16 protein-coding genes and 1 pseudogene are annotated in these 18512 nt (G+C 57.1%); 15 read left to right on the top strand and 2 right to left on the bottom strand.

The window, feature by feature from the left end:
• Window positions 1-304: 304 nt before the first annotated feature.
• The 13 genes from ACE4YL_RS08840 to ACE4YL_RS08900 all read left to right on the top strand — a co-directional run bounded on the left by ACE4YL_RS08840 (window position 305) and on the right by ACE4YL_RS08900 (window position 14806).
• Window positions 305-988, top strand: a complete 684-nt coding sequence (locus ACE4YL_RS08840) for a hypothetical protein (protein ID WP_461360467.1) — start codon at window positions 305-307, stop codon at window positions 986-988.
• A 93-nt stretch (window positions 989-1081) separates the two neighbouring features.
• Window positions 1082-1750 (top strand): hypothetical protein, encoded by a 669-nt coding sequence (locus tag ACE4YL_RS08845; RefSeq protein ID WP_461360468.1) that lies wholly within the window; start codon window positions 1082-1084, stop codon window positions 1748-1750.
• Between the two features lie 71 nt (window positions 1751-1821).
• Complete coding sequence (locus ACE4YL_RS08850) at window positions 1822-3132, top strand: hypothetical protein (protein ID WP_461366841.1); 1311 nt, start codon at window positions 1822-1824, stop codon at window positions 3130-3132.
• Window positions 3133-3183: 51 nt separating this feature from the next.
• Entirely contained in the window at window positions 3184-5046 is a 1863-nt protein-coding gene (locus ACE4YL_RS08855) for an ABC transporter substrate-binding protein (RefSeq protein ID WP_461369554.1), read from the top strand.
• Window positions 5047-5050: 4 nt separating this feature from the next.
• Complete coding sequence (locus ACE4YL_RS08860) at window positions 5051-6049, top strand: ABC transporter permease (protein WP_461360471.1); 999 nt, start codon at window positions 5051-5053, stop codon at window positions 6047-6049.
• Window positions 6046-7074, top strand: a complete 1029-nt coding sequence (locus tag ACE4YL_RS08865; protein WP_461360472.1) for an ABC transporter permease — start codon at window positions 6046-6048, stop codon at window positions 7072-7074. The genes ACE4YL_RS08860 and ACE4YL_RS08865 overlap by 4 nt, the downstream gene beginning before the upstream one ends.
• The gene (locus ACE4YL_RS08870; protein ID WP_461360473.1) at window positions 7052-8041 is read left to right on the top strand and encodes an ABC transporter ATP-binding protein; all 990 of its coding nucleotides are present in this window, start codon (window positions 7052-7054) and stop codon (window positions 8039-8041) included. The genes ACE4YL_RS08865 and ACE4YL_RS08870 overlap by 23 nt, the downstream gene beginning before the upstream one ends.
• Window positions 8034-9071: an ABC transporter ATP-binding protein gene (locus ACE4YL_RS08875; protein ID WP_461367181.1), complete on the top strand. Its 1038-nt coding sequence runs from the start codon at window positions 8034-8036 to the stop codon at window positions 9069-9071. Before ACE4YL_RS08870 ends, ACE4YL_RS08875 begins: the two co-directional genes overlap by 8 nt.
• A gap of 199 nt (window positions 9072-9270) precedes the next feature.
• Window positions 9271-9810 carry a hypothetical protein gene (locus ACE4YL_RS08880; protein WP_461360475.1) on the top strand — a complete coding sequence of 180 codons (540 nt, stop codon included), beginning with the start codon at window positions 9271-9273 and terminating at the stop codon, window positions 9808-9810.
• A gap of 41 nt (window positions 9811-9851) precedes the next feature.
• A complete protein-coding gene (locus ACE4YL_RS08885; RefSeq protein WP_461369555.1) occupies window positions 9852-11030 on the top strand; it encodes a secretin and TonB N-terminal domain-containing protein in 1179 nt (392 codons plus the stop codon).
• A 13-nt stretch (window positions 11031-11043) separates the two neighbouring features.
• The gene (locus ACE4YL_RS08890; protein ID WP_461360477.1) at window positions 11044-12360 is read left to right on the top strand and encodes a hypothetical protein; all 1317 of its coding nucleotides are present in this window, start codon (window positions 11044-11046) and stop codon (window positions 12358-12360) included.
• 19 nt (window positions 12361-12379) lie between these two features.
• Window positions 12380-13246 (top strand): hypothetical protein, encoded by an 867-nt coding sequence (locus tag ACE4YL_RS08895; RefSeq protein ID WP_461360478.1) that lies wholly within the window; start codon window positions 12380-12382, stop codon window positions 13244-13246.
• Window positions 13247-13273: 27 nt separating this feature from the next.
• A complete protein-coding gene (locus ACE4YL_RS08900; protein WP_461360479.1) occupies window positions 13274-14806 on the top strand; it encodes a hypothetical protein in 1533 nt (510 codons plus the stop codon).
• A 234-nt stretch (window positions 14807-15040) separates the two neighbouring features.
• On the opposite strand, the gene ACE4YL_RS08905 is transcribed toward ACE4YL_RS08900, so the two are convergent.
• Together ACE4YL_RS08905 and ACE4YL_RS08910 are read right to left on the bottom strand one after the other, a co-directional pair.
• On the bottom strand, window positions 15041-15793 hold the full coding sequence (locus ACE4YL_RS08905) for a hypothetical protein (RefSeq protein WP_461369556.1): 753 nt from the start codon (window positions 15791-15793) through the stop codon (window positions 15041-15043).
• Window positions 15794-16192: 399 nt separating this feature from the next.
• Window positions 16193-16789: a hypothetical protein gene (locus tag ACE4YL_RS08910; RefSeq protein ID WP_461360481.1), complete on the bottom strand. Its 597-nt coding sequence runs from the start codon at window positions 16787-16789 to the stop codon at window positions 16193-16195.
• Window positions 16790-17065: 276 nt separating this feature from the next.
• On the opposite strand from ACE4YL_RS08910, the gene ACE4YL_RS08915 reads away from it, so the two are divergent.
• Window positions 17066-18055: a substrate-binding domain-containing protein gene (locus ACE4YL_RS08915; protein ID WP_461360482.1), complete on the top strand. Its 990-nt coding sequence runs from the start codon at window positions 17066-17068 to the stop codon at window positions 18053-18055.
• 82 nt (window positions 18056-18137) lie between these two features.
• Window positions 18138-18512, top strand: a pseudogene (locus tag ACE4YL_RS08920) (sensor histidine kinase); the annotation flags it as partial.

Here is an 18512-nt window from a genome sequence, read left to right on the forward strand (position 1 = left end):
TAACGAAGTACAGTGTTGGTATTGTGTCGCAGTTCTACGAACGGCGGTAGATTCTTCAGGAGCGGTGTACGCGGCCCGTACGCACCGTTCTGTGAGAGGAAAGCCGCTAGGCTGATCACCTAGCGGCTACCTACTCGATTATTTCGTGAAAAACTGGGCCGGCGGCAGCGTAAAATGATATTCGTAACTGTCCGCAATAAGTAAAAAGATCGAACTGAGGGGTCGAATACAGTGAAGTTTGTTGACAGCAGGAAGGGCCTGGAATATACTTTAAGAAATAACTGGTGGAGGGTGAAAAGCGACGATGCGTCACTGGCAAAGAGGGTCCAAACTGGCGTTGTTGGGTATGGTTCTGGCTGCGGCGGTCTTTTTTGCTTCCTTAGGCCTGGTGAGCGCTGCCGAGACGGGAGTTTACGCCGGTGGGCACACCACCACAGGCATGGGCGGCATGATCAACTATACATACTCCTTAGAGCTTAAGGCCGATGGCAGCTATGAACTGAAAAGCTATTTTGTCCTAGGCGATACCCTTTACGACTTTGTGGAGACGGGAACTTACCAAGTTGCTGGCTCCCAACTGACCATTGTTCCCGAAGGGGAAGAGGCGCTGGAAGGTGTGATCAGTGACGGTTCCATCACTGTCCCGGTCAAGCCTTCGCAAATGGCTCGGGAGCGTACCGAGTCCACTTTGGTGCTGACGGACAATCCCGTGGCGGGCGTCTACCGGGCCACGCTTCAAGGGCCTGTGACGGTGGAGGCCACTTTATACCTCAGCCACCGGGGCGACTACTTCTACCTGGCTGTGCCCGGCAACGATGCAGAGCATGTCTATGAAGAGGGCTCTTACACTGCCCAGGCTGGCGAGATCGTCTTTACAACCCGTGATGGCCAAACCTTCACCGGTAAAGCCGGAGAAAACACGGTCAGCGCTCCCTTTCTAGTCTCCAAAGTGATGGGTATGCGGGTGGAGATCGAGCTGGCTAGGTAGGATTGAGGTTCAAAAGGACTTAGAAGGGGTGGCCCCGGGGGCCTGCCTTTCTAGGCCTTTTTTCTAAAGAGCACAGTTTTGGAGGGTTGTTTGATGACAGAGAACAAGAGCAGAACGGCAGAGGCCTTTTTCCGCTGGGCCTTTAACACCAGGGCCAACACGGTGCTGGCCCTCTATGAAGGGAAGGAGATGTCCCGGGAAAAGGTCTTTTTGAGTTTTTGTTCCCATAATCCAGCACTGATCTCCCACGGCCCCGCGGGTTTGAATGCCAGCATCAAAGGCTTTGGCTTCCTGCCCAAAGAAGAATACCTGGAAGAGGTGCTGGAAGCCTATATGAAACATATCGAGGCCTATGATGGAGATGACCAAGCCCACAGCCGGAGGGGATTGCAGGTCTTGGTGGAACAGATCTACCATCCTGACCAGCACCACCGGGTTGATTTTACCAAGATTGGCAGTCTGGAGATGGCCAAAAAGCACACTTGGCAGAACCTCCAGGTGAATCCGGAAGCCACCCTCATTTACTACCAACCGCCCATGATCTCCTACGAAGTGCGGGGTCGGGTACGCATCTTCGATGAAGCCCAATCGGGCCAGCGGGAACTCTACCAGCAGTTCATCAACGCCCAGCACGATGTCTATCACCGGCCTGACCCGAGCCGCTGGCTGAAGTATCCCGCGTACATCTTTGAGATTGAGGAGATCTACGACAACTCCTCCACCCGGGAAGGCTTCGGTACGAAGCTCCAGTTCCCGTTTTAACCAGAAAACTGCACAGTCAAGGGAGAGGTCTCCAGCCCCCTCCCTTGTCTGCAATTAGGAGTGGTCTGATGATGAAGCGCAAAGCATGGCAGATAGCGGTCTTGACCCTGCTCATCGGCGTGCTGCTGCTGCTCAGCGCCTGCGGCAAACCGAAAGGGGAAGAGCAATTCAGCTCCAGCTCCACGGAGACCGGGGCTGAGGAGGTTCCAGCGGCAGCAGAGATTCCTTTGGCGGGGGAATACATGATTGATATCACCAATTTGGGCATGGGCCTCCAGTTCTACCTGCGCATCGACGAGGATAATACCTTTGTGCTCTCGCCCAGCCGGGAGTTCATGTCCGACCGGGGTAGCGGCAAGATCGGGGAGCTGGAAGGCACTTACGTGATGATCTACTCCGATTCCACGCCTGAAAACCCCAAGACCGCCACCTTTGAGCGGGAAGGGCACAATCTGGTGTTCCGTTCCACCCTGCCCTATGGCTCCGCCAACATCATGTATGAGCTGCAGGATGAGGAAAACCCGGAGGTAGTCCACCGCTTGATGGCGCTAAAACTCATCTATGAGGAGTACTGGGGCCCCTTCTTAGCCTCTGTGGAAGTGGATGGGGTGCAGTACGACTATGAGCTCAACCTCGCGGCCGGCGCCCGCTATTCCTTCCACAGCTACCTAGATGGAGTAGAGGTTTACCACGAAACTGGTACCTTCAGGGCGGATGGAGCGCTTTTGGTGTGCATTTCCGACGACGGCGAGGAGACAGCCGGTTCTGTGAACCAGGATGGGGAATGGCTGCTGGAGTTTAGGCCCGCGGCCGGTAAGGAGCGGATCGCCACCACGTTTAAACACGCCACCTCCGCGGATCAGGCGGGTAAGTGGTATGGCCAAACCGCAGGTGGGGAGCTGGCGGTCCTGGAGCTGGATGCCTTTGGCGACTATGTGTATGCGGCGGGAGAGTACAGTGAAGAGGGAACCTTTTCGGCCAGAAGCAGCTTGATTAGACTTTGGCCAGTGCTGGGTGAGTACAGGGAATATAGTAAAACGCCCTATACTCTGGAGGCCGTCTTCGGCTCCGACGAGGTGCTCCTGTACAGCGAACAGATTATCGGCACGTTTGCCGGCGCCACCATGGCCAGCGAAGCATACACAGCCCAGCTTGAGATCACGGTCAGTGGGGAGTTTACCCTGCTCATCGTAGATGAAGAAAACGGCGTGGAGCTGCTGAACGAGGCAGGTTCATTCCAGGTGGTCGCCGGTCCCATGAACTACCAGCTGGCTCTGGAAGCGGAGGGGGCTGTCCGGGTCGTGGATATCTGGCCCACCGGTTTGGTTACGACCATCAACATTGACAGCACCGATTACCGCTTCTTACTCACCAAGAACTGATCAACGTGCTCCGCTGAAAGGTTTACGGTAAGCCCTTGCGAGGTGAACGTTGTGACCAAAAGGCTCCTGCTGCTTGTGCTGGTGGGCGCGCTTGCCCTGCCCTTGGCGGGCTGCCAAACGGGGCGGGGCAGCCACAGGCCGGATCCCAACACGCTCTACGTGGGCGCGGTGCAGTCTTCCTTCCCTTCCGCCTACATGCCCTGGCTGAGCCGGGAAGGGATTGCCCCCACCATCGCCAACATGCTGTACAGCTCCTTGTTTTCCTATGATGAAGAAACGGATCGCTACCTTCCTTCCATCGGCCGGGAATGGTACTACGTGGATGAAAACGGGGAGCCGATCCTCACTGAGGATGGCTCCATCGACTACGCGCGCCTGGAAGAGATCTACAGCGATCCCCAATATGACTACCTGGCGGTGAAGGTGATCATTCACCAGGACATCACCTGGAGCGATGGTGTGCCCCTCACCGTGGAGGACATCTATTATTCCTTCGATCTGGCCACCAACCATGCCCTCTCCAACCACGCGGGGGCCTTGGCCTGGACCAGCGACCTGAAGCACAAGTACAACAACGGAGTTTTGGTGGAAAAGGGCCTGTTCACCTACGAACGGGGAGCCCTGGAGCAGGGCTACCATATCGATCCAGCGGAAAAGGACTATGTGATCTACCTCCATGTGAACAAGGTTCTGGGGGCGGTTACGCCCCTGTTCACCTCCGTCTTGATTCTGCCCAAGCACGTGTGGGAGCCGGTGGTGAGCCGGGAGAACCAGCTGAACAGCAGCTCCCCAAGTGCAGAGCTGCTCTACCGCTACACCCACCCTGTGGGCTGTGGCCCCTGGATTTTGGATACGGAACAGTCCGGCAGCCAGCAGATCGTGCTGCACCGCCGCCAAGACTACCACCTGAAAAAACCCGACGGCAGTCCCCTCTACGGGGTGGACACCATCAAGTTCATCCTCTACAAAGAGCAGAACGTGGCCCTGTACGCGCTGCTCAAGGGCCACATCGATGTGCTGGACAGCTCGGTAAGCTCCAACTACCTGCTGCTCTTTGCCAAGGAAAAGGATCTCTTTGTCTCCAACGCCCCGGGCACCTTCACCCAGACCCTGGTCTTCAACCTCAACCCCGTGGCCAGCGAACGCAATCCCCTGCGGGATCTGCTGGCCAACAGGGAGTTCCGGAAGGCCCTGGCCTTGGCCGTCAATCAAGATGAACTGATTAAAAATGTGCTGGATGGCGCGGGGGTGCCCGCCAGTGCGGGCCTGATGCGCCCGAGCCTCACCGATTTCTACAACCCGGAGGCAGATAGCATAGTACCCCGGGACTACGCCCAGCGCCTGGCCTTGGCCAACGAGATCCTGGATGGGATCGTGCCCGACAAGGACAAAGACGGTTACCGGCTGCTGGGCGGCGAGCGCATCAGTTTTAAGATCCTGGGTACGCCCGGGGAGCAGGATGTGGTATCTTTCCTCCAGATCCAGTTCAAGAAGATCGGCATCGATGTGCAGTATGCGCCCAAGGGTGCCCAGCCTGAATCCACCTATCTGTATACCAGCAAGTTCGATCTGGTGCTGCAGGGTGTGATCTTCTCCCTGTCCAACGTGGACATTATGTACCCTGCCCACTTCTCCACCCTGGGCCGCACCTCCAACTACGGCCGGTTGGTGAACGAAGGGCTGAACGCGGCCATTGAGGAGATGCGCTACACCCTCAATCTGAACAGGAAGTATGAGCTCCTCAAGGAGCTCCAGCCCATGATCGCCCAGGAGTTCTACAAGGTGCCGCTTTATACGGCCAATGTGATCTCCGTGGCCAGAACGGACCGCTTTACGGGCTTTCAGGTGGTGGAGGGGTCCACGGTGTTCAACTCCGAGTCGCTGCAGAATCTGCGCAGGGTAGAAGGCAGGTGAAGGCATGAAACTGAGCTACGTGATCAAGCGGGTTCTGTACTCCCTCTTTGTGTTTGCGGTGGTGATCACCCTCAACTTTTTCATCCCCCGCATTGGGGTGGAGGACCCCGCGGAGCGCTACTACCCGCCCCAGGGGAATATGAGCGAGATCGAATACGAGATTGTCAAGCAGCTTACCAGGGAGCAGTACGGCTTCCACGTTTCCACCTGGCAGCAGTTCCTCAATTACCTCAAGGGCCTAGCCCAAGGCGATCTGGGCACCTCTTTTCGCCCCGGCTCTCCCAAGGTCTTGGACCTGATCAAAGAAAGGCTCCCCTGGACGCTGGTCTTATCGGTGAGTACGATGCTCATCGGCCTTATAGTTGGCGTTTTGTTTGGAGTGGTGGCCGCGGTGAAGCGGGGGCGCTGGCAGGATACGCTGCTGCTCAACGCCTCCACGGTCATGGTGGCCCTGCCTTCCTTTTTTATCGCCTTAGTTCTTTCGTTCTATCTCGGCTTTGAGTGGGAGATCTTCCCGGCCTACACCGATTCCACCATGGTCTCAGAGTTTGCCTGGACCTGGGAGGGAATCAGCCGAGTGGCCCGCAACGCCGCCCTGCCGGTGATGAGCATGATGGTGGGCAGCATCATCAGCTACGCCCAGGGGACCAGAAATGCCGTGATCGCCGTGACCAATGAGGACTTCGTGCTCACCGCCAGGGCCAAAGGCCTAAAGCGCAGCACGATCCGTTACAAGCACATCCTGCGCAACTCGCTCCTGCCCATCGTCACTTCTTTGGGCATGAGCATCAGCGGCCTCATCGGGGGGCAGGTGGTGATCGAGCAGGTCTTCAACTGGAACGGCATGGGTACTTTGTTCCTGGAGGCGAACCAGACCAACGATTACCCCCTGATGATGGGCATTATGCTCCTCCTTTCCGGCTTCACCATTTTGAGCATCTTGCTCACGGACCTGGTTTATGTTCTTTTGGATCCCAGGGTGACGGTGGGTGATAAACGATGAAGCGGCTCTGGATGGGAGTTAGAAAGCGTCTGCGCGGCGCCGGGGAGCTCCTGGCGAAGATCTGGGCCCATAGGCAGGGGAAGGTGGGCCTGATCATGGTCACCTTGTTGGTTTTGGTGGCCATCTTCGCCCCGTATATTGCCCCCTATAACCCTTACGATGTGTCCCAGCGCACCACCAAGGGACTTCCCCCCAGCTGGCAGCATCCCCTGGGCACCACCATCAACACCGGGCAGGACATTTTCAGCATGCTGGTGTACGGCACCAGGGTTTCCCTGATCGTGGGGGTGACCTCGGGGGTGTGCATCGCCATTGTGGGCTCCATTTTAGGAGTGGCCGCAGGCTACTTGGGCGGGGCGGTTGATACTCTGATCATGCGCATTGTTGATATCATGCTGGTGATCCCCACGCTGCCTTTGGTCATCGTGCTCACCAACGTCTTGGGCCGGGATTTTTGGATCATTATCCTGATCTTTGTGGCCCTGGGCTGGACGGGACTGGCCCGCACCATCCGTTCCTTGGTTTTGGTGTTGAAGAATACCAACTACGTCAAGGCCGCGGAACTCGCGGGAGCGAGCCGCTGGCACATTATGATCCGCCACATCCTCCCCGGCACCAGCCACCTGGTTATTATGAGCACCGCTTTAAGCAGTGCGGGGATCATGGTGGCCGAAGCGGGCCTGAGCTTTTTGGGCCTAGGTGATCCCACGGCCATCAGCTGGGGCAAAATGCTGGCGGAAGCCCAGTCCGGCGGAGCGCTGCTCTTTGGCGCCTGGTGGTGGATCTTCGCCCCGGGCTTGGGCATCTTCCTCGCGGTGTTTGGGTTTATGCGGGTGGGGCTGGTCTTAGAAGAGATCGCCAACCCCCGCATGAAACGCACCAGCAGTGTGTATAAGCTCTTTAGGAGCCTGGATTCCAGCTATGTGGAAGAAGTCTTCCGTTCCATGGATGATTACCAAAGGATCGGAGTTGAGGGAGTTTCCAGTGGGGGAGGGCAGAGCCGTGGAACAGGTCTTGAAGCTTAGAAACCTCAAGGTGGTCTTCCCCACGGATTACGGTCTGATCCGGGCCGTTGAAGGCGTGGATCTGGACATCTACCACCGGGAATGCGTGGCCCTGGTGGGTGAATCGGGCTGCGGAAAAAGTGTAACCAGCCAGGCGGTGATGCGCCTTTTAGACTCGCCCCCGGCTCTGATCCGCATGGACGTTTTGGAGTTTGACGGGCGGGACCTCACCCAGTGCACAGAAGCAGAAATGCAGGAGATCCGGGGTAAAGAGCTGGCCATGATTTTTCAGGATGCCATGACCTCCCTCAACCCCGTAATGACCGTGGGAAACCAGATCGATGAGATGTACCGGCGTCACTACGGCGATTCCAAGCAGGCAGCTCGGGAAAAGACCGTGCACGCCCTGGAGCTCATCGGTATTCCTGAGCCCAAGGAGCGGGCCAACAGCTTTCCCCATCAGCTGAGCGGGGGCATGCGCCAACGGGTTCTCTTGGCCATGGCCTTTGCCTGCATGCCCAAACTCATCATCGCGGACGAACCCACAACTGCTCTGGATGTGACCATCCAAGCCCAGGTGTTGAAAACCTTAAGGGGCATGCAGCGGGGCTGCGGCACCAGTCTCCTGCTGGTTACCCATGACCTCAGCGTTGTGGCCAAGATGGCAGACCGGGTGTATGTGATGTACGCGGGGAAGATCGTGGAAAAGGCGCCGGTGAAAGAGCTTTTCACCAATCCCCACCACCCCTACACCGTCGGGCTGATGGCGGCGGTGCCGAGACTGACCGATGAGAAGAAGAAGTTCACCCAGATCCCCGGCACGGTGCCTTCTCCGGTGCACAAGCCCAGCGGCTGCTATTTCCACCCCAGGTGTGAATACGCAACTGAACGCTGCCGCAGGGAGATGCCTAGACTCGAACCGATGGGGCGGGACCGGCAGGTGCGGTGCTTCCATCCGCTGGGAGTAGGGGGGAAGAGCAGTGACTGAGATCATGACCCTGAGAAACGTATCGGTGCATTTCCCCGTCCGGGGCTTTCTGCCCTTCCTCAAGAAGGGCGAAATCCAGGCGGTAAGCGATGTGTCTTTAGGCGTCAGGCGCGGCGAGATCTTCGGCCTGGTGGGCGAATCGGGCTGCGGGAAAACCACCCTGGCCAACACCATGGTGGGCTTAGTGAAGCCCACGGCAGGTCAGGTGCTCTTTGAGGGGGTGGACCTGCACAGCCTGCCCCGGGAGGAGTTCAAAAAGACCAGGCGGCGCATGCAGATGATCTTTCAAGACCCCTTTTCATCCCTCAATCCCCGCTTCAACGTGTACCAGCTGGTCTCGGAACCGATGGTGATCCGGGGGGAAGATGATGAAGAGACGATGAAAGCAAGGGTAGTGGAGCTTCTGGAAATGGTGGGTCTTTCTGCCCAGGATCTCTACCGCTACCCCTCTGATTTTTCCGGCGGCCAGCGCCAGCGCATCGGAATTGCCCGGGCCATCAGCCTCAACCCCACATTCCTAGTGTGTGATGAGCCTGTTTCCGCCCTGGATGTGAGCATCCACGCCCAGATCCTGAATCTCCTCTTGGAGCTGCAGGAAAGGCTCAATTTGACCTACGTTTTCATCTCCCACAACCTGGCGGATGTGAAAAAGATGTGCGACCGCCTGGCCGTGATGTACCTGGGCAAGCTCATGGAAGCGGGGGATGCGGACAAGATCTTCGCCAGACCCCTCCATCCCTACACCCAGGCCCTCATTGCCGCCGTTCTGGACATCGACTTCAGTGAGGAGCGGGAGATCGTTGTCCTGCCTGGCGATACGCCCAGTCCCATTAACCCGCCTCCCGGCTGCCGCTTCTGGCAGCGCTGCCCCAAAGCCATGCGGGGCTGCAAAACGGTTCCCCCTGCCTTCTTAGAGGTGGAGGAAGACCACTTCGTGGCCTGTCACCTGGTGAACGGTTTTCCCAACCAAGACCTCCCTGAGGGCTTTGACCAGCCCATGGTGGGTAGAGAAAAGGTGCCGGGCAGATAAAAGGGCGCATAGTCGCCACCCAATCAAGCTAGCATGGGTCCATCTGGACTGGGAGAGCTTCCAGCAGAAAAGCTGGGGGCTCTCTTTTTTTGCCTGCTTGCATCCCCAGAGGCGCAGGCAGCACCTGCCTGCTGCACATGCAGATTTCTGAATAGGAGGAAAGATCTGGGGAATAATTAGGGACAAAGGAGGTGGTGGGGTGAAACGGCTGATCTGTATCACGGCAGTCCTTGTCTTGACATTGATTGGTGCAGGGGTAGTGCAGGCCCAAAATCAAGTGCAGATACCGGTGATTATCCACATACCACAGATCATCATCATGACACTGGATGCCACCGAGCTGGTTTTTGACAAGGTGGACTTCGACTACGTTTTGGGCACAGCACGCCTAACCAAGGTTGGCGTCATAGCCACAAAAAGGGAAGCGGTAACCGTGACAATTGAGGGCAACATTCCCTATACCTTGTACATCTCGGCACCGGAAGAGTATCTCTTCGGGGCCAATGGGGATCTGCTCCATATCTCCCAGTTGACCTGGGGACTGTCTCGGGGAGAGGCTGATGGACAAGGGGAAGGGGGAGAAATGCGGGCCCTGACCCTGGAGAGAGTGCCAGTACAGAGCGGCCCGCCAGGAAAACTAGAAATCAAGCTGGATTTTCAACTGACAGCCTATTGGGAGAATCCCGCCCAGACCTATACGGGCGACATCCTCTTTACGGTGATTCCCGATGAGTCCTGACTCTCGGGGCAAGACAGAGTCCAACAATGGAGGGGTTAAACGTGAGTAAACGCATCGGGGCAGTGGTAATCATTGTTTTGGCACTGGCCTTGGGCGGTGCAGCCTTAGCCCAGGAAGTGCAGGAACAGCCTCTGGTGAATTTGTTTCTCTTTGAGTCCAGTATTCGCGATGCCTTAAGTGAAATTTCGCTGCAGACGGGAGTGAACATCATTCCCGATTCCACGGTGAGCGGCCGGGTGACCGTAGACCTGCAGGATGTGCCGCTGGAGCAGGCCCTGCGCATCATCCTTATCGGCGGCGGCTATTCTTTCCGGAAGATCGATGATTTCTATTTCGTAGGCCTGCCCGATCCCCGCAGTATCACCTTCAGGGAATTGGCCGATACGCAAATAGTGGTTCTCCAGCATGTCACCGCGGGGGAGATCATGTCCGCTCTGCCATCGTTTTTGGCCAGCTATGTCAAAGGGGAGCGCGAGGGCAGTGTGCTGACCATTACAGCACCCCCTGGGGAGCTGGAACGCATTCTGGAGCTCGTTGAAACGCTGGACGTGGCGCAGCGGCAGGTGGAGATCCAGGTTATCGTCACGGAGATCTCCACCAAGGCCCTCAAGGAGCTGGGGCTCAACCTGTTCGAGGCCGTCTTTGGTGCGGGCGAGACGTTCAACGAGAACTGGACCGCCAAGTTGGGCCTCCAGAACAACATCTTCTCGCTGGAGACCAACATCCTGGGGAACATCCTCTTAAACCTCAAGGCCTTGGAGGAGGCCCAGGCGGCCAGCATCCATGCTGACCCCAGGGTGTTGGTGAGCGATGGACAATCCGCTGAACTCTTTGTGGGGGACCGCCAGATCCTCCTGTTGGCGGACTCCAACGACAAGGCGACGCGCCTGGAACGGGTGGAAGTGGGCATGCATCTGAAAGTGACTCCTCGCATCATCGGCGATGAAATCGTCCTGGCGATTGCACCGGAGATGAGTCATTGCGTGAGTGAATCCAAGAGCAGCTTAGTGGTGAAGCAGTCATCTGTTTCCACCACCGTGCGGTTGAAGGACGGTCAGACCGCTGTGCTCGCGGGCATGACTCTGCAAGAAGAAGGGGACCAGACTAGGAAAGTGCCCATCTTGGGCGATATTCCCATTATTCGTTGGTTGTTCAGAAGCGATGCCGAGAGGGCAGCCGAAAAGGAACTGCTGATCTTCGTCACTCCCGTAATCCAGTGAAAGGGGGTCGACCATGGAAAAAAGCAGAGCACGGATTATGCTGGTCCTCTTCGCGGTGGCAGTCCTCTGGACTGCTTTGGCCTTTTCCGCGCAGGCTCAGGAGCAACCGTTGGAGTGGAGTGTGGACATAGCCAAGCAGCTGCTGGCGGAAGGTTGGGAGGAGGTGCCCGCCCCAGGGACGGAGCCCGTGGTGGGCTACAGTCTTCATTTCCTGGAGTTGGACAGGGAGATAGTACGGCGCTTAGGGTTTGACTTTGAGCTGGAGAAGGGGCAGGACACGAGTCTGTGGGCGGTTAGCGTAGATGATTTCCAGATCGGGGTTCTGCTGGATACGCCATTCCGCTTTACCGGTCAACTGTACGGACAGGTGGGACAGGCTGCCCATTCTGCCAGCCATGACTCCTGGTTGATTACCACCAGCGGTGAGCCGCTGCGGGTGGACATTTCCACTGTCCGCCTACCTACTGCCTCTAGTACACACAGAGAAGAAAGACTGGCCGTGACCATTGTGCCCCGCCGGATAGATGGTGAGACAAGGAGAATCGAGACTGAGATCGCACTGGTCTATGAGACCCTGAGCGGAAGCGTATCCCAGCTGCACACCACAGCTTGGATAGGGGCCGCAGCGGAGCGTCCCATCGCCGTGGTAACCCGAGAGGTGGATGTGGGGAGGAGAACGGAATACCAATACTTCGCTGTGTATGTGGCGGGGGCGGTAATCCCGGATGAAATGATTCCCCAAGATGCCCAGCTTATACCCATGGGTACGATTGCGGGGATGCAGGAGGTCATGGCCGAACCGGGGGATGTGCGCCCTGTGGAGATCGGCCTGGGGGCAGGCTACAGCGAAGGCAGATGGGGAGTTGTCCTGGACGGGTACATCCCCATTGCCGACTGCTTGGCCGCGTACGGCCATGTTCAATCTGTACCGGAAATGCTGTATGCAGTGGGCGTGGAAGGCGGCTTGAACGAAGAGCTGTTTTTCGTGGCCGAGCTGGGTAACGGCTCCGGCGATGGTGCATCTGTGCACCTGGGCCTCCGCGATGAACTGCAGTATGGCGATGGCCTTAAGCTGTCGGCTGCCGCTTTGCCGATCAGGGTTTCCCTGCAGGAACCTGGGGTTGGCTTGGTCTTCCACTGGCGGCTCCGGGCCGAGGTTCTGCTGGGAGATTACAGCTTTTCCTACCAAGCTCAGAACGACACCGGGAAAGTGGCACACCAGATAGGTGTAACCATGTTCCGCACCAAACCTGCCCAGGCCAGGTTCTCCTGGATGTGGAGCGAGCGGCACGGAGACGTCTTTGCCGCTGGTATCTGGCTCAGTTTCTGATAACTAAGAGGGGGTGTTGATGCAGATGAAGTTTATACGCTGTGGTCTGTGGCTCCTGCTGGCAGCCGGTACGCTGGTTCTGGCGGGGAACGTGATGGCCGAGGAACAGCTGGATGTCGTGGTGGACGGCGGCCCTGTGTCCTTTACCGTGAGGGGCTTTGCGGATCTCCAGGAGTCGGTCGAGCAAATGCCCATACACTGGCTCACTTTGACCCGCACAGCCGAGGATGATGGCACGGCGCTCTACTATTCCTTAACGGACCTATCGGAGGGGTTTCCCCGGGACATGGTCGTGGTCAAAACGCCCTACGATTCAAATTGGCAGGCGTTCGCTGAGGGCAGCGACCGCTGGCGATGGTCCTCTGATGCCCAGATCTGCTTGCTGGCTGCCGGGGACAGGCAGTCCCAAGTGCAGATCGCTTTGCGCGGTGATGTTACCCTGCGGGCGGGAACGTACAGCGCAGTGCTGTCCGCGAGCAACGGGCCGGACATTCCCATTGAGATCACGGTCCTGCCCTATACAGTGGTGACCAGCGGTACGCAGGAAATACAGCTGAGCCTGGATCAAGGTCCGGGCTGGTATGCTATTCCTCCGCTGGAAATCCAGGTGGAGGCCAACCACGGCAATTGGGTTGTGGCCCTTGCCTCCGATGGTTTGCACTATCAGGGGGACAGGTACGAAAACGTTCCCCCCTTGGAACTGTTTCTTGTAAAGTCGGTGAAAGAAGCTGAAGAACTTGTCCCTTTGTCCGAGGGTCCGCAGGAAATCGCCCGGAGTGTCTATGGATGGGGGACCACCTTCAGCGTGAACCTGCAAACGGAGTCCACTTGGAGCCACGCTGCTGGGACCTACAAAGGGACGGTTTTTGTCTACGTTGCCTGGTAAAGGAACCAAACAAGGAGGAGATGTCTCATGTCTTTGAGGAAACTAGCATTGGGCCTTGTCGTTTTGCTCATGGGCGTGGGCCTACTTACAGGCGGGGAGTCAGCGCTGGCGGTAGGTGTGCGGCCTTTGGTCATCGAGATGAACGTCAATCCTGGGGATGAAAGGGAGTTCGTGATCGATTTGATCCCGGAAGCGGTGGAAGAGCTGGTGGAGCTTGTTCTATACGAACCGGTGCAGCAGCTGAGCGGCGGATTGATGTACCAACTGCCGGAGCAACCAGGATTCTCCCCCACGAGCTGGGTCACGTTTGAAGAGAGTTTAGTTCGAGTGCTGCCGGGGCAGGAAACCAGCGTGAGGGGTACGGTGCGGGTGCCCTTTTCGGCCGGCGGGTCGCACACCGTGGTGGTAATGGTGGAAACCAGGCCGCCAGAAGACCCTTCCGGCTTCACCTTCAGGGTCCGCTATGCCGTGCGATTGCGGATCATGGTGGAAAGGGCAGGCCTGAGGCCCACCGCCGAGCTCACTTCTCTCGAGGTGCGCCCGGATGCCCAGGGGGCACCCCTGATTGCCGCCAGGTTTCACAATACATCTGCCCTTGATTATCTGGTATCTGGCGAGGCCACCATCCGCGATGAGGCCAGACGCTTGGTGGAACGGGTTACCCTCCGCTCCCCGGCGGGATCATCTGCGGGAATGGATTCCACAAGGGTCTATCCCGGTGCTGGAGTCGAATTTGTCGGTCGCGTCACTCGTCCCCTTGCACCAGGGGAGTATTGGCTCCAGGCATTTTTGCGCTATGGGGACAGCGGACAGATCATCCGCAATGAAACCATCGTGGTGGAGCCCGGCCAGTTTGTCTACCCAGGCTTTGACGAGTCCGCCGCGATTATCGTTGAGCCCGCAACTGTCATCCATGAACTCCGGGCAGGGGAAAGGAAAAGCCAAGTCTTCGAGTTCGAGAGCCTGTCCCCTGAACCTGTAAGAATAGAGGTGGCCCTTGGCGAAGTCATGGCCGGCTATGAGTACTCGTTAGTGGACTGGCTGGATGTGCGCAGTCAGCCTGAATTTATGCTTCCAGCAAGGGCTAGAACCCGCCTGGCCATGACCATCGCTGTACCCAGGGATGCCCTGGACGGAAGTTACCATGGAAAAGCTGTTTTCAGGGCTTACAGTGCAACATCGGGGGACCTGCTCAGTGAAGCGGTGATCCCCATCGATGTCCTGGTGGGAACAGAGCACAGGCGGGAGGTGCAGGTGCGCAGCCTCGTGGTCGAGACCATTGAGGACGGCACCTATCTGTCCCTGGATTTGGTGAATAGCGGCAATGTGGCGTTTCTACCTCAGGTGAGCGCCGTGGTGTACGATGGGGAAAACGATTTTGTGGAGCGGGTCATGTTCGAGCTTCAGCAAGACGAGAAATGGATGTTGCCCCGGCAAGCCAAGCGTCTGATGGCCATAGCCGATGCTCTTGAACCGGGAACGTATCGTGTGGAGATCGAAGTGACGCATGGCGGAGTTCAGATTCTTAAGATGATGGATGAAGTGGTCGTGGAGCCCTAGACAGCCCACGATCGTTGCTCCTTCCTCTTCACTAAGTAGTCGTTTTGCGGCAAAACAAGAACCTCGGCCAGTCCGTATGGAAAGATGGCCGAGGTCTTTTCTTAGGGTGTGCAAGCCTGGGACAGGCGGTTGCCAACCAGAGGACAACATGTCACGGGGCATAGTCACAACAAGGGGCTGCGGGCGAGATGCCCGCAGCCCCTTGCCAGTGATGCTTGCGGTTTGGCGTGAACCTTACTTGGCTGATACAGTGATCGTGATCAACCCATCATATGTGTCGGCCAGTTGCTGGGCGATGTAGTCGATGAACACGGCTCCGCCGATTTTGTACTCACTGAACATGTACTTCGTGTCTTCACCTTGTTTCGCCGGCAGCTGATTTTCGAACAGGTGCTCGAAGGAGACTATGCGCTCGTCATCGAGGTCTTCGGACGAAATCCTCGAAAGGGCGGCGTCCCCATTTACCGGTGGCCATCCGATGTACGGAGCCACATCCTGATGCCTGTAGACCCACAAGACCAATTCGGAGGTCAGTGGATTCTCGCCCCAATCAAATGCCACCTCGACGATGGCGTCGCAGTTGCTCTCCACCCGGAACAAGGCACCGCCGTCCCTGTCAAACTCCGGGGCTTCGCTGTCTTTGTCTCCTTTTCCAACCCAATCGACTTCTGTTCCAGGCCAGTATGTTTCGCCCAGCTTGGCTGCGAAGTAAGCTTGTGCGTCCCTGATCACTTGCCACTCATCCGAAGTGTACAGACCGGCTGCCCCCATCAGGGGATTCTTGAACAGTTTGTTCTCTACGAGCCATACTCTGGCATATTTCTCGATTGTGACGGTGAACGGGAACTCGAACCCGATATTGTCGTCTTCGTCCTGGAGAGAGCCGATGTCGTAATAACCATTAACCGACTTTTCCGGGTCAGCCGCCAGTGCTCCGGCAGAAAGAACCATTACCAGCAACAGGGACAAAGCTAAAACTCTTTTCACTTTGGAATTCCTCCTCTTCTCTTTTCAACGTACTTAATGTCCTCGTGAAGTGACCGGCAGAAAGGGTTTCAGGTGTTGACAGGACTCTTGGCAGCCCCCCTTTGGTCAAGTTGCTTTTTGCTCAGTGAAATCTATCATGCACCCCATTTGGGGGGTGATGACCTCGTGCGGTTTCCGGGAAACGCGGTAATAGCATATGTGCTTCCATCGCGATCATTCCCCAATGCTGACAGTTTATGCACGGGATGGAATTTCTTGTGTGGTGTTTGGTCACTGTCATGCTATGCACTTGTCCAAGTTCTATGCCCGAGATGGGACTTGGCCGGACGAAATTCACAAATCACCAGTTGGGCCCGGATCAAAGAGATGGGCTGTCACTTGGACAGCCCATCGGTCAGGTTAGTTAACGCTCGAGACAGTCATCACTAACCCCGCCGTGTACCTATAGGGTGCAGCGTTGGAGTCGACTCGGATGGCTCCGTCAATGAAGAACGCCTGTTCTCCGTCGTCACTGGAGTGGATGAAGGAGTCTGGCCTGTCCTCTATGTCAAACATGTAGCCGTAGAAACAGACCGCCTCCTCCCCTCCCCGACGGACTTCAAACAGCGTGGGAATCTGCGGCCAACTGAAGGGGAAAGTGGGCGACAGCGTTGTTTCGAAAGCGAAATCAACCCGGACATCAACGTTGGACTCCAGCCTGAACTCCAGTCCCCTGAAGTCCTCGTCCTCTGGATCTTTGATGAAAGTGGCGTTGAAGAGGTCCTCTACATCCTTCAGGTAACCACTGGTGTTGTACACACCGGGCCGGTTGGCAATACCAAAGTGCATTGTCTGGTCCACTGTTGGAAAGGTGATCTTCACGAAGGGGGAAACCTCAAGCCCAACCAGGATGTACTTTGTTTGGCTGATGGACTGTGTGCTGCCCTGCGCTAGGCCCGTTGCCGCCACTCCCGCCAGCAATGCAGTAGCCAGCAGCAAAGTAAGCAATTTTCTCATGTTCTCTGCCTCCTCTAATCTTTTTCCGCTTCGCGAAGCTAGGCATTTCTATGTTTCCCAAATCATGGAGTTTTATACAGGAAATGGGCGCCTGGGTGCAGCGAAGGTGTCGGGATATGGAGGAGCAGACCCACAGGGTATGCTGGAAGCGGTGGGCCGAGTCTAAGGCGGCTGGCAGGTTAGGATCGGGGAGCCAGAAGACCCATGCATCTCCAGGGTGCTTGTACAGGAAAACGGGGCTATAGTGCCGAAGTAAACGTGCTGAGGTGAATCCTAATGCTCAAGAACCCGCCTGTGCTGCAAGCGGTTGCCTTCTTACTCCTTGCGGTGTTCGTGATTCCCGCGGCCGCCCTGGCGGCTGGGGAGGAACCGCTGACCATAGCAGTTCTGCCTCGGGCTTTGGGGAACCCCATTTTCCTCGATGCCTTTGAGGCGACGCAGAAAAAAGCCCACGAGCTTGGTGTGCGCCTGGAATGGGTGGCACCTTTTGACTTTTCCTCCGAGGCCCAGGTGGAGATGATTGAAAACCTGATCCGCCGGGGCGTGGACGGCATTCTGGCCAGCGTCAATGACGATGAGGAGATCCACCGGGTGTTTAGGAAGGCCCTGGATCAGGGCATTGCCGTGGCCACCTTTGACGGAGACAGTCCAGGGAGCGGACGGCTGTTCCACATCGGCATCGACAACTTCCGGGCGGGCTTTGCCATCGGTGAAGCCCTGGTGGATGTGCTCAGCTCCCGGGGCCTAGCCCAGCAGGAACTGGATACCATGATCATGACCGGGCTCAGGGAGGCCTTCCACCATGAAGAGCGCATCCGCGGCTTTCTCGCGGCCACCGAGGGCCGGGTGAACCTCAGGATCAGGGATATCGTGGAAAACGAGGACACGGTGGAGAAGTCCATTATCCTGCTGGAGGACTACGTGAAGCACAATCCAGACATTGAGGTAATCTACTTCGTGGGCGGCTGGCCCTTTTATGTACCCAGCGAGGCTTTGCCCAACTTCCAGCGCTGGGCCCAGGCGGGCGGCATTGCGGTGGGCATTGACCTCTTCTACGATGCCCTGCTTCTGCAGAAGGAGGGCTTGATCCAATACCTCATCGGCCAGGACATGACCAGCATGGGAGCGTTGGGCTTGGAGCTTTTGGTGAAGTACATCCGCACCGGCGAGGCTCCCCCGGAGTTTGTGGAAGTGGGGCTGGAACACGCAGATGAAAGCAACCTCGACCGGCTGCTGGAGATCCACAAGCCCTGGCTGGTGAAGTAGGGGGGCGTTTTAGATTACAAGGTTCGAGCGATTCTGGTCTAAACTGGTTAAAAAGGCGGAGATCCACACGATCCGCACCAAATTGATCCTCTCCTTTCTGGTCACGGCTCTCCTGCCCTTTGGCCTGATGACCGTCTTTTCCTATCAAACCTATTTCGGCGGGCTGCTCCACCGGGTGAGTGAATACTCCCAGGAAGTGGTGGGTCGCATGGCCAGGGAGCTGGATGAGTACTTCCTCGACATCGAGGCTCTGCTCACCAAGGAGCAGGATTTCTACCTGGATCAGCTGATCAAGCTGGTGGAAAACAACGACTTCAACAACCGCAAATACGTGTTCCGCATCTGGGAAGATCTGAATAACCTGCAGCGGGTCAAGCCCGACGTAGAGGAGCTTTCCATCATTTTCCCCAACGGAAGGCGCCTGAGCAGCTACGGTCTGTACACCCTGGATTACGAA

It is taken from the genome of Candidatus Darwinibacter acetoxidans (genome assembly GCF_041936445.1).
GTDB lineage: Bacteria > Bacillota > Limnochordia > Darwinibacteriales > Darwinibacteriaceae > DTU010.

What these genes read in the sequence shown, in the direction of transcription:
- ACE4YL_RS08840 (WP_461360467.1), top strand. Translation starts at nt 305, where the DNA reads ATGCGTCACTGGCAAAGAGGGTCCAAACTGGCGTTGTTGGGTATGGTT.
- ACE4YL_RS08845 (WP_461360468.1), top strand. Translation starts at nt 1,082, where the DNA reads ATGACAGAGAACAAGAGCAGAACGGCAGAGGCCTTTTTCCGCTGGGCC.
- ACE4YL_RS08850 (WP_461366841.1), top strand. Translation starts at nt 1,822, where the DNA reads ATGAAGCGCAAAGCATGGCAGATAGCGGTCTTGACCCTGCTCATCGGC.
- ACE4YL_RS08860 (WP_461360471.1), top strand. Translation starts at nt 5,051, where the DNA reads ATGAAACTGAGCTACGTGATCAAGCGGGTTCTGTACTCCCTCTTTGTG.
- ACE4YL_RS08865 (WP_461360472.1), top strand. Translation starts at nt 6,046, where the DNA reads ATGAAGCGGCTCTGGATGGGAGTTAGAAAGCGTCTGCGCGGCGCCGGG.
- ACE4YL_RS08890 (WP_461360477.1), top strand. Translation starts at nt 11,044, where the DNA reads ATGGAAAAAAGCAGAGCACGGATTATGCTGGTCCTCTTCGCGGTGGCA.
- ACE4YL_RS08895 (WP_461360478.1), top strand. Translation starts at nt 12,380, where the DNA reads ATGCAGATGAAGTTTATACGCTGTGGTCTGTGGCTCCTGCTGGCAGCC.
- ACE4YL_RS08900 (WP_461360479.1), top strand. Translation starts at nt 13,274, where the DNA reads ATGTCTTTGAGGAAACTAGCATTGGGCCTTGTCGTTTTGCTCATGGGC.
- ACE4YL_RS08910 (WP_461360481.1), bottom strand. Translation starts at nt 16,789, where the DNA reads ATGAGAAAATTGCTTACTTTGCTGCTGGCTACTGCATTGCTGGCGGGA.
- ACE4YL_RS08915 (WP_461360482.1), top strand. Translation starts at nt 17,066, where the DNA reads ATGCTCAAGAACCCGCCTGTGCTGCAAGCGGTTGCCTTCTTACTCCTT.